This is a genomic window from Pseudomonas baetica (assembly GCF_019733355.1).
In the GTDB taxonomy this organism is placed as follows: Bacteria; Pseudomonadota; Gammaproteobacteria; order Pseudomonadales; family Pseudomonadaceae; genus Aquipseudomonas; species Aquipseudomonas baetica_A.
Window position 1 is genome coordinate 46,128 of sequence record NZ_JAIHLQ010000002.1, and the last position, 14,765, is coordinate 60,892.

Genomic DNA, 14,765 nt, shown 5'->3' on the forward strand with positions numbered 1-14,765 from the left:
CCCCGTATGCCAACAACAATAAATGCGACTGTTGATCCAGTCGAAGAAAAGCTGCGCACCTTTGTCGAAGGGCTGCTGGGCGGGAACATCACGGCCATGCAACGCCTGCTGCGCTGGCGCCCGGCGTGGAACCTTGAACTGCAACGCGATGGCGAAACCCTTCAACTGCATATCCGTGGCGAGCGCGGCGGTGATGTCAGTCCATTCCCGGAGCTGCGCCGGGAGGCGGATATTCTCACCTTGCTTGGTCAGCAAGGCGTGCCGGTGCCGCGTATCTACGGCTTCTGCGAAGACCCGCAAGCGATCGTCATGGAGTTGGTGCCGGGTAGTCGTGACGTCAGCACGGCGAACAGCAATGCCGAACGCCATGCCGTCGCACGCCAATGGGTCGACGCCATGGCGCGCATGCACCAACTGCCGTTGCAACCCTTCATTGCGCAGGGCATTCATCTGCCGATCAGTGCCGAGGACATTACCCTCGCAGGTTTGGAAGCCTATTACCCGCTGTATGCGCGCAATAAAACCAGGCCTCAGCCTCTGGCCGAATTCGCCCTCGGCTGGTTGCGCCGCAATGTGCCACAGCACCGTACCCAGCCTGCTTTCGTTCAGTACGACTCGGGGCAGTACCTGTTCGAGAACGGACAGGTGCAGGGTCTCTACGATTTTGAATTCGCCATGATTGGTGATCCGTTGGCTGACCTGGCTTCGGCGCGGATGCGCGACAATTACGAGCCGCTCGGAGACAGTTTCGCGGACCTGTATCGCTACTATCAGCAAGTGACCGGCGAGCCGGCGGACCCTGATGTCGTACGTTACCACACCGCACTGTTCGCCACCGTCAGCACGATGCAATTCTCGGCATCGGTGGCCACGCCACAACCAGGCGACCCGCACGACATCTACACCGAGTTTGATATCGCGTTGCGCCGGGTAGTGGTGCATGCGCTGGCCGAAGCCATGGGTGTGCCGCTGCAAACGCCAACACTGGAGATTGTCAGCAGCGGCCCGAATGCGCAGTTGCTGACCATGCTCGGCGATGCCCTGGCGCAGGTGGAAGTCGGCAGTGACTTCCAGAAAACCAACCTGCGCGCAGTGAGCAAATTGGTTGAGTACCTGGGCCGTGGCGATGCCATGGAATTGCGTTTGCGCGAGCTGGAACAACAGGAGGCGCAAGTCCTGCTCGACCGCACTTTCAGTGACTACAGCGAGATTGATGCAGCGCTGGAAGCCTTGGTCAAAAGCGCCGGGCCCGAATACGACGAACCCTTGCTGCGCCTGTTCATGGCGCAAATCGAACGACGTGTTCTGGTCTACGGCAGCACCGCCATTGGCGCCTCCGCCAGCCACATCGACCTGCCACCCGTCGCCTGACAGGGTGAAACCTTTCTCGCCCGGTGGCTGGTCGCCGGGCCTTCGTTTTCGGAGTGCTTATGTCTGTTTCTGATGATGCCTTCCTGCATCGCTATGGTCCGTGGGCGGTGATTGCCGGTGGCTCCCATGGAGTGGGCGCGGCGTTTGCCCGTACCCTCGCCGAGCGTGGCCTCAACTGCGTGCTGGTGGCGCGCCGTGGCGGCACCCTGGCGCAATTGAAAGGCGAATTGGAGCAACGTTACGCCATCGAAGTGCTGGTGGTGATCCAGGACCTTTCTCAACCCGATGCCTGTGAGCGTTTGCTCGCAGCTGTCGGTGATCGGCAAGTTGGTCTTTTTATCTACAACGCGGGTGGCGATCCTTACATCACACGCTTTCTCGATACCTCGGCCGAGGACTGGGGCGCCTTGCTGCGCCTCAATTGCTTGACCGTGATGCAATGCAGCCACGCCTTTGGCGCTGCGATGCTGGAGCGCGGGCAGGGCGGCTTGCTGTTGGTCGGTTCCCAGGCAGCCTTGGGGGGAATTCGCAAACTGGCGATGTACACCGCAACCAAGGGCTTTGCCCTGAACCTCGGCGAATCGTTATGGGCGGAGTGGAAAGACCTTGGCGTCGATGTGCTCAACCTGCTCATCGGCACCGTCGACACACCCACCATGCGCGATGCCATGGTCAAACTGAACATTGCCGACGCCCTGACCATGACCTTGCCCAAGGCTGAAGACCTGGCGCTTCTGGCGCTTGAGCAACTGAGTAATGGCCCAACGCTGATTCACCCCGAAGACACCCTTGCCCAAGTCGCGAATGCACCTGGCCCGGCACGCCGTGCTCATGTGCTGAGCAAGAGCGCGGAAGCGGCTGTGTTTATCGGCAACGACTGAGGTCACACACCATGAAAGGCTTTGATAACGCAGAATTCAAGCTCGGTTGGCGAGTATTGATTCTGGCGCTGGTCGGCGTCGCCACCAGTTCCAGCTCGTTGCTGCTGTACAGCTTCAGCTCCATGGTGATTCCGCTGGAACAGGCCATGGGATGGGGCAGGGCGGAGTTGCAGGCGGCAATCACCGCATTGTCGCTGGGCACCATCGTCGCGTCGCAATTGGCCGGCTGGCTCAACTTGCGCTACGGCTCGCGCCGGGTCACGTTGCTGTCGCTGCTGGCGTTGTCCCTGAGTGTCTTCACCCTGACCTGTATCAATGGCTCGATCTGGACCCTCTACCTTGGCTTTTTCCTGGTGCCGCTAGCCGGGCTGGGTACGTTGCAGGTGACCTGGTCGCACCTGGTGAACTTGTGGTTCGAGGACAACCGTGGTCTGGCGCTGGCGATCATCCTCAGTGGCTCCGGACTGGCGGCCATCATGCTGCCGTTGATCACCGCCTGGACGATCAGCCGGTGGAATTGGCAGGCGGGATTCCTCGCGCTGGGCGTGTTGCCGGTACTGCTGGCGTTGCCGTTGGCCTTACGCTGGTTGTTGCCGACTGCCGATGTCAGCGCCCACTCGGCGCAACGCCCCGCCGCCAGTGAACAAACCGGTGGGCTGCTACTGCGCGAGGCGCTGCGCTCATGGCGGTTCTGGGTGTGCAACCTGTCGATGACGTTGGTGGTGTCGTGTGTGGTGGGCATGGTCACCAACATCGTGCCGTTGCTGCAGGACCGTGGACTGAGCGCCCTTCAGGCCAGCCAGATTTTCGCCAGCTTCGGCGTGTCGCTGATTCTTGGCAGGCTGCTGGTGGGTTACCTGATTGACCGGTTGTGGGCGCCCGGTGTTGCCTCTGTGGCGCTGCTGATGCCGGCATTTGCCTGCGGCATTTTTGCCTATGGGGATTCCAGTATTGCGATGTACACCCTCGCCACGTTGTTGGTAGGCGTGGGTGCCGGCGCCGAGTTCGATATCGCTGCCTTCCTCATTGCCCGTTACTTCGGCATGCGCGACTACGGCCGTTTGTTCGGCGCGCACCTGGGCTTGATTACCGCAGGTGCGGCGATCTCGCCGTTACTGTTCGCCGGGCTGTTCAAGCTCACCGGTGGCTACTCGGCCATGCTGCTGTTCAGTTTTATCTGCTTTGTGGTCGGCCCCTTGCTACTCCTGACGTTGGGTGGGTATCCGCGATATCAGTCCGAGCCGTTGGCGGCCAATTGAGTAGGCTGCCGAAGTAAATATGGACAAATAATAGATTAATGTTCAATTATTACTTCAAGTGCAGCCTGACAATAAAACAAACAAGGAGAATGCCATGCGTGCAGCAATCATTTCCGAGCGCAATGCGCCGCCGGTAGTGGGCGAGTTTCGTGATCCGCAGCCGCAAGACGGCTCGGTGCTGATCGATGTCGATACCGCTGGCCTTGGGGGCTGGGATGTACTCGGCGCCTACCGTCTGGGTGTTGAATATCCCTGTGTCATTCGCGGCGAAGGCGTTGGCCGTGCGCCGGATGGCCGCCGGGTGTATTTCGGCGAGCGCTCGGTGTTGCCGTTTGGTGCCTGGGCAGAGCGTACCCTGGTGCCGCAAGCCGAAGTATGGAATGTGCCAGACGACGTGGACGATAAAACCGCGATCAGCATGGGCATCGCCGCGACCGGCGCCATCGTGCCCCTGGAAAAAGCCGCGATTCAGAAGGGTGAGAAGGTGCTGATCCTGGGCGCCACCGGCACTCTGGGTCAGATCGCCCTGCAACTGGCGCGCGGTCTGGGTGCGGGCAAGGTGGTCGGTGCTGCGCGGTCCGGTGAAGCGCTGGGCCGGTTGAAATCGCGAGGTCTTGCCGATGAAGTGGTGACCTTGGGTGGCAGCGATGATGTCGCTGCGCTCAAAGACGCGGCCGATGGTGGATTTGATGTGGTGCTCGATCTCGTGTGCGGTCAACCGATGTTGACGTCCCTGAAAGCGACCAATTGGGGTGCCCGGATCATGACCATTGGCACGGGGGCCGGTCGTCAGCTCAATCTGGATATTGCCGATCTGTTGTTTCGCAACTTGTCGTGCATCGGCACTGGCCAGCGTCCGCCCGCAGACCGTGAACAGATCTGGCTGCGTCTGCTGAAGATCGCCAAAGAGCAGCAGATTCAGGTGGATTACCTGGATTTCACACTCGATCAGGCGGCGCAAGCCTGGGCCGCGCAGGTCAATGGGCCGCACGCCAAAATTACCGCCACGATTCGTCGTTAAGGCCTGTATCGCTGATCGACCTGTGGCGAGGGAGCAAGCTCCCTCGCCACAGGTTCAGTGTCAGCGCTGGCGCTGGTGGCGAAATTCCTCGGGTGTGACACCGAGCTCTTTACGGAATGCGGCACTGAAAGCGGCGGCGTTGTTGAAGCCAGCCTGATAGGCCACCTGTTTGATCAGCAATCGTGGGTCAGCCAATAACGCCACGGCTTTTTGCAAGCGAGTTTGCGCCGCGTACTGGCGCAAGGTCATGCCGGTGGTGTTTTTGCAGCGACTGGACAGGGTCCGCAACGGCAGCTCGCAGGCCCGCGCCAGATGACCCAGAGAGCGGCCTTCGTCACTGGCGCTGTCGAGCAGTTCACGCAGGATGTTGAGTTGCCGGGGGCTGAGTTTTTCAGCGTTGAGTGAATCACTGCTCGCTTCGTCGGGCGCGTCGATAAATTCGCGGCGCAGGTCCAGGGCAATGCTGGTGAGCAGGCACTCGGTGTGCAGTTCGCTGGCGAAGCCGGGGTTGGCCACTTCTTCGGCCAGCCGTTGCAACGAGGCGTGCAAGTAGCCGCTTTGCAGATTGAGCATGGCTGCGCTGACGTTGTCCTGCCAGTTCCAGCGATAGCTGCCCAGGACGCCGAGTGAGGAGGGGTCGAATAGACACACAAGGGCCTTTTGCTCTCCGGCATCGTGACGCAGGTGGAACTCGGTGCCGTGGGGAATGAACAATAGCTTGCCCAGGGGTTGGAATTGGGGCGCACCGTGGCTGGAAAAACCGCCGCAGTTAGGCTTGATCTGCGAGCTGGCAGGTAGCATCAAGCGCAACAGGCAACTGTCGCCGGTTTCTATCAAGGCAGTGCCAGTGTTGGACCATTGCGCGTGTTCAACCCGGATGTCGAAGCCTTGCCTGGCCAATGAAGCTTCTGTCAGGAAATTACCTGACGCTTCACAGTCGTACTCGCTGTAGTGGATCGCGTTCATTTTTCAACCTTCAGCCATTTTTATTATTGGCGCTGAAATTCGAAGGATAACGATACGTCAGGGCAGCTACCCGGTCTCGAGTGTAACCAGCCCGTAGACCGAGCTGTTTCATATATTCAGGCGGCAGGTATCAGAAAATCAGATGACGAAAGGCAAAGATATTTCCATGCGTCAACTTCGCTATTTCGTTGCCGCCGCCGACGCCGGCCAGTTTTCCCAGGCGGCGCTGAAGGCGCATGTATCGCAGTCGGCGATTACTGCGGCGGTGTTGCATCTGGAACAGTCCATGGGCGTCAGCTTGTTCGACCGCTTGCCCCATGGCGTGGCGCTGACCGCTGAAGGCAACAAGTTTTCCCAGCATGCGCGGCACATTCTCGACACGCTGCAGGACGCTCTCAGTGAACCGCTGTTTCTCGGCCACGCCATGCAAGGAACCGTGCGTGTGGGTGCCTCCTACACGGTGCTCGGCTACTTTCTGCCAGCGCTGCTGGCACGCTTCAAACGTAGCTACCCTCAGGTAGAGATCGACCTGATCGACATGGACCGCCAGAGCATTGAAGCAGCCCTGAGCAATGGCGACCTCGACTTGGGCCTGGCGATTGTCTCCAACACGCCTAACTTGCACGGTTTTGCTCACCATGTGCTGATTCGTTCGCGCCGCCAACTCTGGCTGGCAAGTCAGCACCCATTGATGTCTGCCACATCGATCAATCTCGAAGACGTCGCCGAGCATGCCTACATCCTGGCCACGGTCGATGAGGGGGAGACCTCCACCATGCGCTATTGGGAATCCCGCGGACTGGCACCCAAGGTGGCTTTTCGCACCTCTTCCATGGAGGCGTTGCGCGGGCTGGTGGGGCATGGTTTCGGTGTGACCATTCTCTCGGACATGCTCTACCGGGCCTGGTCCCTGGAAGGCAAAAAGATTGAAATCCGCCCGTTGGTGGACGTGATTCCACCTATGGAACTGGGGCTGATCTGGCTGCCAGATAACTGTTTGTCGGCGCCGGCCCAGGCATTCCGGCAGTTTCTGATCATGGCCTGCGCCTCTTGATCCCGCTACTGGCGCACGCTGTTGTCAGGCGGCCAGGTGCCGTTGTTCATCAAGCTGTCGAAGGTTTCGGTCATTTCCCGCGCCGGGTTCGGATAGTCGTGGCGCACCCACCACAACCACAGCCCCACCAAGGCACCGACGAAACAGCGCACGGCGGCCTCGCCACGCAGTTGATCGATTTGGTACAGACCCTGTTTCCGGTAGTGTTCCCGGACCTGGATGATCAAGATGTTTTCCAGGTGCGCGAGAATCACGTTCTGTCCCGGGCCGCTGAAGAACGCCGTCGTCAGTGCCGCATGACGTTCGGTGGCGCTGAACAGCCAGGCCGAAACATCCAGCAGGACACGGCGGTCGCCATCGACTTCGGTGACCTTGGTCTAGGGAACGCCAATGGCTTCGTACCCGGCGACGATCAGGTCCTCCTTGTCGCGAAAGTGCGCGTAGAAGGTGGAGCGCGCGACCCCTGTACTGTCCAGTATTTGCTGGACCGTAATTCCCTCGTAGCCCTTCTCCAGCGCCAGGCGATACATGTGGTCCAGCAACAATTCCCGGGTGCGTTGGGAACGCAAGGCGTGGCGTTGACTGGCGTGATTTTTATCGGCTGTTTGCACGGAAGCAAGGTGAGACATTCTGAACCTCGGCAGCGCTTTTTATTGGTTTCATGACGGCGGGTACAAGAGCTTCTCGGCGGTGATCAGCACACAATGACAGAGGATGTTTTGCACCAGTAGGGTTGGTTTTAGAACATTTTAAGTGAAAGTGTTAATTAATTCCGTTTGTGCCGTACAGATTTGCGCTTCTGTTCGTTGTGGCTTTGTTCCTGCGGCCTTACCGTTTCTCCAGTCCGATAGAGACCTGGAGAACAATAATGAATAACGCTCCTGAAACGCCTGCACCTGTTCCTGCGCACATTCCCAAGCACCTTGTCCGCGATTTCGATCTATGGGCAGAGCTCACCGCCCAGGGTGAAAATGCTTACACCTGGGCCGCCGAACTGCACCAGACGACCCCACCGATTTTCTGGATTCCACGTCTGGGCTTTTTACCCGGCACTTGGGTACCTCGGCGTGCCGAGGACCTGCGGCGCATTTTGCAAGACCCTCAGACCTTCAGCAGTGTCGGCTTGACACCCTACGCGATGTTGCTCGGGGAAAGCTGGCGCCTGGCGCCACTGGAAATCGTTCCACCTGAACACGCCAAATATCGCGCATTGCTCAACCCGCTGTTCACACCGAAAAAGGTTGACGCGCTGGAGCAGAACATTCGCCAGTTGGCCAACCAGCTGATTGACGAGGTGCAAGCCGACGGTCGTTGCGATTTCAACGAAGCGTTCGCCAAACCGTTTCCCACGTTGATCTTCTTGACCCTGATGGGCTGGCCGCTGGAAGACCGGCCATTGTTCCAGCACTGGACGCAGACGCTGATCAAAAGCGTCGACCTGCAAACGGTGACCGACAACGCGGGGGCGATCACCGCCTGGATCCGCAACCACATCGCCGAGCGTCGTGCCGATCCCGGTGATGACTTCTACCAGCTATCTGCTGAACAGTCAGATCGACGGTCGGCCGCTGACGGACGATGAAATGCTCGGCATCAACTCCGACTGCGTAGGTCATGCCCGCTGCAACAACGTCGCGCCCGCGCTCTATCCACTCGATGACAACGGCTACATCGCCAGCAGCGGCTTCAGTGTGCCGATTGGGCAAGAGGGGCTGGCAAAACGCGGTGCCCGTGCCTGCCCGGAACGGGTCATCGAGGTTCGCGATACATCCGACGAACACCGGTGAGTACCGCCCTGGAGATGGAAGGCTTACAGCAACCAGCGAAAGAAGAACCACAATGAGCAAAACCTACGACTACATCATTATCGGTGCGGGGTCATCCGGCTGCATCCTGGCCAATCGCTTGTCTGCCGACTCGACCGTTTCGGTGCTGCTGATCGAGAGCGGACCGGATCACACCAGCCCGTTGATTGCCATGCCCCGTGGCATTGGCAAACTGCTCTGCCCTGGCAATCCGCATGTGTGGAGCTACAAGGCCGCACGCGGCGAGGGTATGACCGACGAGCAATGGCTCAAGGGCAAAACAATCGGCGGCTCCAGTTCGGTCAACGGAATGGTCTATGTGCGCGGAGCGCCAGCCGACTATGACCATTGGGAAGCGCAAGGCTGCGCGGGCTGGGGCTGGAAAGACATGGGCCGGCAGTTTGTCGTCCTCGAAGACCACCAGTTGGGCAAGAGCCAATGGCGCGGAGTCGGTGGCCCGCTCAAAGTCACCGTGCACCCGTCGGGCCACGCCCTGTGCGATGCCGTCATCAACGCGGCCGGTGAGCTGGGTGTGGCGCGTACTGAAGACACTAATCATATCGACTCGGTCACCCAGGGTGGCTTTGGCTATCAGCCGCAAACCACTTGGAAAGGCCAGCGATTCAGGGCAGCTAAAGCCTTTCTCGACCCGGTGCGTACACGCCCGAACTTGACTGTTATGACCAGCACGGATGTGCAACGCATCGAGTTCAGCAATCACCGTGCCTGTGCCGTGCTGGTCAACAACAATGCCGGCAAGGGACGCTTCGACGTGCGGCGCGAGGTGTTGTTGTGCGCCGGTGCCATTGAATCGCCGAAGCTCTTGCAACTGTCTGGCATCGGCCCGGCCGCATTGTTGAACTCGCTGGGTATCAGTGTGCTGCACGACGCCCCCGAGGTCGGGCGCAACCTGCGTGAGCACGTGTACATGGCCATGTAGTACCGGGTCACCCGTGGCAGCTTCAATCACTGCTTCCATGGGATTGGGTTACTCGGTGCAGTGGCCCAATACTTTTTGCGCAAGAAGGGACCGATGACCCATGCCGCCCACGAGGCCGGTGGTTTCTTCAAGACGCGCCCGGAGCTGGATCTTCCGGACGCGCAAATCGGCGTCAGCCTCTATTCCATGGACGGCGACGGCAACAAAGTCGAAATCGACAAGCAGCCCGGCCTGATCATCGGTGGCTATTTCCTGCGTCCGCAGAGCCAGGGTGAGGTGCGCATTCAATCGGCGGACGCGACGGTTCCACCCCGGATCAACGCCAATTACTTGAGCGCCGAGATCGATCGTACCTCCGCGATTGCCTTGTTTCGCTGGTTCCGCCGTCTGGCTGCACAGCCGGTGCTCAAGCCATTCATTGTCGGCGAGCTGACACCGGGGCCGAAGGTAGAAAGCGACGCGCAAATTCTTGCCGCGTTCCGCCGCTTCGGCCAGACCGCCTATCACGTTTCGGGGACCTGTCGCATGGGTGCCGACAGCGCGTCGGTGCTCGACCCCGAACTGCGAGTGCGTGGCGTCGAGGGGCTGCGTGTGGTCGACACCTCGGTGATGCCGTGCCTGGTTTCTGGCAACACCAATGCCTCAGCCATGGCCATGGCCATTGCCATTGCCATGCGCGCTGCAGAAATTATCACCGGCAAAGTCTCAGGAGATCCAACACCATGAGAGTTCCCTTTACCCAGCTGGACAAGCTGTACATCGATGGTGCGTGGGTGGGTGTCAACGGTCCGCGCGAAGCGGTGCTCAACCCGGCCACCGAAGCGGTCATCGGTCATGCACCGAGCGGTGATCTGCACAGCGCCGACGCGGCCATTGCCGCTGCTCGCAACGCCTTTGATAACGGCCCTTGGCCGTGGTTGAGCATGGCCGAACGAGTCGGGTACATGCGGCGGATGCACGCCGCTTTGGTGGCCAAAAGGGAGCAGCTTGCCGCGCTGATCATTGCTGAAGTCGGTTGCTCGCAAGGCGTGACTTACGCCATGCAGGTGGACATGCCGCTGGGCCATGTGCTGACCGCGATCGAGCAGTCTCTGGACAGTGACAGCCTGCAGATTCCGGTGCAGGCCAATCCCAATCCCTTCAACCCGACCGGGCCGATGATCCTCGGCAGCGGCACGGTGGAGCGTGAGGCGATTGGGGTGGTGGCCGGTATCACCGGCTACAACTTTTCGTTTCTGCTCAATCTGGCCAAGGTGTTTCCAGCCTTGCTGGCCGGCAACACCCTGGTGCTCAAGCCTTCGCCATTTACCCCGTACTCGGCGCTGTTGTTCGGTCAGATCGCTGAAGAAATCGGCCTGCCCAAGGGCGTACTCAACATTGTCACCGGCGGTATTGAAGTGGGCAGCCTGCTGAGCAGCGACCCGCGGGTGGACATGGTCTCGTTCACCGGTTCGGAAACGGTGGGCATGAGCATCATGAGTCAAGCGGCGCCGACCCTGAAGCGCGTGCATCTGGAACTGGGTGGCAAATCGGCATTGATCGTGCGCGCCGATGCCGACATTCAGGTCACCGTCTTGGGGGCCGTCGCCGGGCTGGCGGTCAACGCGGGGCAGGGCTGTGCGTTGCTTACGCGCTTCGTGGTGCATCACTCGGTACGTGAGCAATTCGTGCAATGCGCCAAAGCCATTTCCGGGCAGTGGAAGGTCGGTGATCCGGCGGACCCCAGCGTGATGATGGGCCCGCTGATCCGCGAGTCCCAGCGCGCCAAGGTCGAGCATTTCATCGCCAGCGGCCGCGACGCCGGGGCCACGCTGGTGTGTGGTGGGGGGCGGCCTGCGTACCTGAGCCAGGGCTTTTTCAGCGACATCACCCTGTTCGATGACGTGCGCAACGACATGCTGATTGCCCAAGAGGAAATCTTCGGGCCGGTGGGGGGGGTGATCGGTTTCGACAGCGATGACGGAGCCGTGGCCATCGCCAATGATTCGCGCTTTGGCCTCAACGCTGCCGTGGCCTCGGCCGATGCCGCCACCGCCTACGCCCTGGCCAGACGCGTTCGTGCGGGCAGCGTGTACATCAATGGCGGCAGCGGCAGCCTGCCTTATGCGCCGATTGGCGGCTTCAAACGTTCAGGCCTGGGTCGCGAATTCGGGCCGAACTGGCTTAAAGAGTTCACCCAGGAAAAATCCATCATTTACCCCATCGGGCGCTAGCCATGACGCCCTGCGGCCGGGGTGCAGCCAAAACGACTGACAATAAAAACAAAAGGTGGTTTGCATGAAAAAGATGAGTAAACAGGGGCGCATGCGAGCCCAGCGGGCGATGGTACTGCTGGCGGTCGGGGAAATGGCGTTGGGTTACGGTGGTGCGGTGCTGGCGGCGCCGATCGAACTGTCCAACCCGGACTTTCACCTGCGTTGGGACAACACCCTGCGCTACAACCTGGGGATGCGCATGGAGGACCAGGACCGGCGCATCATGAACAACCCCAACTACGATGAATCCGACGGCAAGTTCGACAAGGGCGACATCGTCACCAACCGCATCGACTTGCTCACCGAACTCGATTTTGCCTACCGCAAGGACTGGGGAGCGCGGCTCAGCGCTGCCGGCTGGTATGACCAGGCGTACCACGATAACGATGTGCGCAGTCATGTTGCCGGCTTCCAGACCAGCTACGACAACGATCACTACAGCTCTGAAGTGAAGCGCTACGTCGAAGGGCCGTGGGGGAAATTCTCGATGCCTTTGTCTGGAAGAACCTGCGCCTGGGCGATGCTTCGGTGAACGTCAAGATCGGCCGCCATACCAATTACTGGGGCGAGGGATTGCTATTCGGCGCCCATGCGATTTCCTATTCGCAAGCACCACTTGATGGGGCCAAGGCGGTGACCAGTCCAGGTATCGAAACCAAGGAAGTGTTCTTGCCCATCGGGCAGATTTCCGTCAAGGCCCAGGCCACCGACAACCTGACCCTGGCCGCGCAGTATTTCTACGAATGGGATTACACCCGTATCCCGTACGGCGGCACCTACTTCGGCGCGGCGGACCCGTTTTTCGAAGGCCCGGACCGCTTGCCGGTAGCCCCGGGTTTTTCCTTTAACCGGGAGAAATCGAAATACGGTCGCGACTCCGCCAACTGGGGTCTGATGGCCAAGTACGACGTTGAAGCAATTCAATCGACGTTGGGCGCGTATTACCGCCAGTTCGATGACTACCAACCCTGGCTGGCGCCAGAAGTCTCGGCCGCTACCGGCAGCTACCGTCTGGTGTACCCACGCAGCGTCAAACTGGTCGGCTTGAGTTTGTCGACTGTGCTCGACACGGTGTCGATCGGAAGCGAGATTTCGTATCGCAAGGGCGGTGCGTTGAATGCGGTCGGCGTCGATCCTTCTGACAACGAAGGGCCGCGTGGCGATACGTTCCACTTCGTCGCCAACGCCGTGTATGGCGTGCCGCGTAACTTTATCGCCAACAACGCCACGCTGATCGGCGAGTTCGCCTACAGCCACCTGCGCAAAGTAACCGAGCACGAAGAACTTTACCTGGGTGAGAACAGCAGCAACTGTGTCGATCCACGAGTCGGCACGCCCGGTTCAGGGGACAAACGCGACGGCTGTTCGACCCGAGATTACGCGGCCATCGCGGTCAATTACACACCGCAATACCTGTCGGTATTTCCATCTTGGGACATGACCGTGCCGCTGACCGTCAATTATGGCCTGTCGGGCAACGCCGCCAGCGCCGGCGGTGGTAACGAAGGCGCGTTGACCTGGTCTGCCGGCGTGCAGCTGACGTATGCCCAGCGTTACGAATTTGGCTTGCGTTACTCCGACACCCACGCCCAATCGAAGCACATTCCCGGGGACACCGTCGGGGGTAACGGCGCCGTAGGCGGAACCGACCGTGGCTGGCTGGCCTTTACCTTCAAAACCTCCATCTAAAAAAGCCAAGAAGCGGAGTACCTGTTTATGAAAGGACAATTTCCATGGGCGGTGGCGCTGTTGAGCATTGCCACCGCCAGCCTGGCTGCGGCACCGGCCGACCAGGTTGCACAAATCGGTAAAACCCTGACGCCATTCGGTGCGATTATCGCGGGCAATGCCGATGGCAGCATTCCTCCGTACACGGGTGGCCTGACGCAGAGTCCGCCTGGCTTCAAGCCCGACAGCGGCTTCTGGGCCGACCCCTTCAAGGATGAAAAACCGCTGCTGCGGATCAACTCGAAAAACATGGAGCAGTACGCCGACCGCTTGAGCGGCGGGCAAAAAATGCTGCTGAGTAAATTTCCCGGCTACTACCTGGATATTTACCCGACCCACCGCACCGCGGCGTACCCGCAAGCGTTGCTCGATGCCTCGCAGCGCAACGCCAGCAACTGCCGCACGACCAAGGACAACCTCGCGGTCGATCCGGCGTGCCGAGGAGGGCTGCCGTTCCCGCTGCCGCAAAACGGCAATGAAGTCATCTGGAATCAGCAACTGCGCTACAAGGGCACGGGTTACACCACCACGGCATCGTCCAACAGTTGGGTAGTAGATTCCCAGGGTTCGGTGACCAAGACCGCCGAGTCCGCGACCATGGAAGAGGCGCCGTACTACCAGACTCAACAGGCCGATCGCGATCCGCAGTTGTACTACCGCGCCTGGGCACTGGACAGTTACCCGGCTCGCAGCGCCGGGCAACTGATCATCCTCGCCGACTACCTCGACCCGCAAAGCCAGCCACGGCGTGCCTGGAGCTACACCCCAGGGATGCGCCGCATCAAGTTGGCGCCGGAGTTCGCCTACGACACGCCGGTGCCCAACCAGGGCGGTGTGAACCTGTTCGACGAATTGCAGATGTTCTCCGGTAGCCAGGACCGTTTCGACTACAAACTGGTGGGCCGCAAGGAGATGTACATTCCGTACAACGCCTACAAGTTCTACTTCAGTTGCGGCCAGGAAGAACAGTTCAAGCCGCATCATGCCAACCCGGCTTGCGAGCGCTGGGAACTGCACCGGGTGTGGGTGGTGGAAGCGACTCTGAAACCGGGCAAACGCCACGTCTACAGCAAGCGCACCTACTACCTCGACGAAGACACCTTTGGTGCCGGCCTTTATGACGCCTGGGACCAGGGCGGGGTGCTGTATCGCGCGCTGTTCCAGAGCGGCGTGCAGCTGTACGACAAAAACCTGCCGTACACGGTGAAAAACGTCAGTTATGACTTCAACAAAGGCATGTGGTCATTGCTCAACGATGGCCTCAAGGGCGGGTATCGGGTGCACGATGCGCCGCTATCGGAGCGCGACATGAAACCTGAGTCGATTGTTTCCCAGGAGACCCAACGCTGATTTCATCGAGTGGACACGCATTTGCGGCCTGAGAGGGCCACTTTTTTTTGTGCGGATTTTATAAAAAGGTAGCCCTGCGACTCATATTTAAATGAACACATATTAGAAATGTGTTTATATTATTGGAGGCGCAGT

14 protein-coding genes and 1 pseudogene are annotated in these 14,765 nt (G+C 59.9%); 12 read left to right on the forward strand and 3 right to left on the reverse strand.

The window, feature by feature from the left end:
• The first annotated feature begins 6 nt into the window (after positions 1–6).
• The 4 genes from K5E40_RS01855 to K5E40_RS01870 all read left to right on the forward strand — a co-directional run bounded on the left by K5E40_RS01855 (position 7) and on the right by K5E40_RS01870 (position 4,532).
• The gene (locus K5E40_RS01855; protein ID WP_047531062.1) at positions 7–1,371 is read left to right on the forward strand and encodes a phosphotransferase family protein; all 1,365 of its coding nucleotides are present in this window, start codon (positions 7–9) and stop codon (positions 1,369–1,371) included.
• 59 nt (positions 1,372–1,430) lie between these two features.
• On the forward strand, positions 1,431–2,252 hold the full coding sequence (locus tag K5E40_RS01860) for an SDR family oxidoreductase (RefSeq protein WP_047531060.1): 822 nt from the start codon (positions 1,431–1,433) through the stop codon (positions 2,250–2,252).
• An 11-nt stretch (positions 2,253–2,263) separates the two neighbouring features.
• Complete coding sequence (locus K5E40_RS01865) at positions 2,264–3,511, forward strand: MFS transporter (protein WP_221729431.1); 1,248 nt, start codon at positions 2,264–2,266, stop codon at positions 3,509–3,511.
• A 94-nt stretch (positions 3,512–3,605) separates the two neighbouring features.
• Positions 3,606–4,532, forward strand: a complete 927-nt coding sequence (locus K5E40_RS01870) for a zinc-binding dehydrogenase (protein WP_047531056.1) — start codon at positions 3,606–3,608, stop codon at positions 4,530–4,532.
• 60 nt (positions 4,533–4,592) lie between these two features.
• Here K5E40_RS01870 and K5E40_RS01875 read toward each other — a convergent pair whose 3' ends face one another.
• Positions 4,593–5,498: an AraC family transcriptional regulator gene (locus K5E40_RS01875; RefSeq protein ID WP_060765608.1), complete on the reverse strand. Its 906-nt coding sequence runs from the start codon at positions 5,496–5,498 to the stop codon at positions 4,593–4,595.
• Positions 5,499–5,640: 142 nt separating this feature from the next.
• On the opposite strand from K5E40_RS01875, the gene K5E40_RS01880 reads away from it, so the two are divergent.
• Complete coding sequence (locus tag K5E40_RS01880; protein WP_047531052.1) at positions 5,641–6,552, forward strand: LysR family transcriptional regulator; 912 nt, start codon at positions 5,641–5,643, stop codon at positions 6,550–6,552.
• A gap of 5 nt (positions 6,553–6,557) precedes the next feature.
• On the opposite strand, the gene K5E40_RS34810 is transcribed toward K5E40_RS01880, so the two are convergent.
• Positions 6,558–6,893 (reverse strand): TetR-like C-terminal domain-containing protein, encoded by a 336-nt coding sequence (locus tag K5E40_RS34810; protein ID WP_311775936.1) that lies wholly within the window; start codon positions 6,891–6,893, stop codon positions 6,558–6,560.
• 36 nt (positions 6,894–6,929) lie between these two features.
• Positions 6,930–7,181 carry a TetR/AcrR family transcriptional regulator gene (locus K5E40_RS34815; protein ID WP_224788047.1) on the reverse strand — a complete coding sequence of 84 codons (252 nt, stop codon included), beginning with the start codon at positions 7,179–7,181 and terminating at the stop codon, positions 6,930–6,932.
• A 239-nt stretch (positions 7,182–7,420) separates the two neighbouring features.
• Between K5E40_RS34815 and K5E40_RS01890 the strand changes: the two genes are divergently transcribed.
• The 7 genes and pseudogenes from K5E40_RS01890 to K5E40_RS01915 all read left to right on the forward strand — a co-directional run bounded on the left by K5E40_RS01890 (position 7,421) and on the right by K5E40_RS01915 (position 14,630).
• Positions 7,421–8,134, forward strand: a complete 714-nt coding sequence (locus K5E40_RS01890; protein WP_052193594.1) for a cytochrome P450 — start codon at positions 7,421–7,423, stop codon at positions 8,132–8,134.
• Positions 8,073–8,339, forward strand: coding sequence for a ferredoxin (locus K5E40_RS01895; RefSeq protein ID WP_224788048.1), 267 nt, complete (start codon positions 8,073–8,075; stop codon positions 8,337–8,339). Before K5E40_RS01890 ends, K5E40_RS01895 begins: the two co-directional genes overlap by 62 nt.
• Before the next feature lie 52 nt (positions 8,340–8,391).
• On the forward strand, positions 8,392–9,297 hold the full coding sequence (locus K5E40_RS34820; protein WP_260455478.1) for a GMC family oxidoreductase: 906 nt from the start codon (positions 8,392–8,394) through the stop codon (positions 9,295–9,297).
• A 93-nt stretch (positions 9,298–9,390) separates the two neighbouring features.
• Positions 9,391–10,023 (forward strand): GMC family oxidoreductase, encoded by a 633-nt coding sequence (locus tag K5E40_RS34825; RefSeq protein ID WP_260455479.1) that lies wholly within the window; start codon positions 9,391–9,393, stop codon positions 10,021–10,023.
• Complete coding sequence (locus K5E40_RS01905) at positions 10,020–11,510, forward strand: aldehyde dehydrogenase family protein (RefSeq protein WP_221729432.1); 1,491 nt, start codon at positions 10,020–10,022, stop codon at positions 11,508–11,510. Before K5E40_RS34825 ends, K5E40_RS01905 begins: the two co-directional genes overlap by 4 nt.
• Before the next feature lie 64 nt (positions 11,511–11,574).
• Positions 11,575–13,241, forward strand: a pseudogene (locus K5E40_RS01910) (DUF1302 domain-containing protein).
• A 27-nt stretch (positions 13,242–13,268) separates the two neighbouring features.
• Positions 13,269–14,630 carry a DUF1329 domain-containing protein gene (locus K5E40_RS01915; protein ID WP_047531045.1) on the forward strand — a complete coding sequence of 454 codons (1,362 nt, stop codon included), beginning with the start codon at positions 13,269–13,271 and terminating at the stop codon, positions 14,628–14,630.
• Positions 14,631–14,765: the final 135 nt, after the last annotated feature.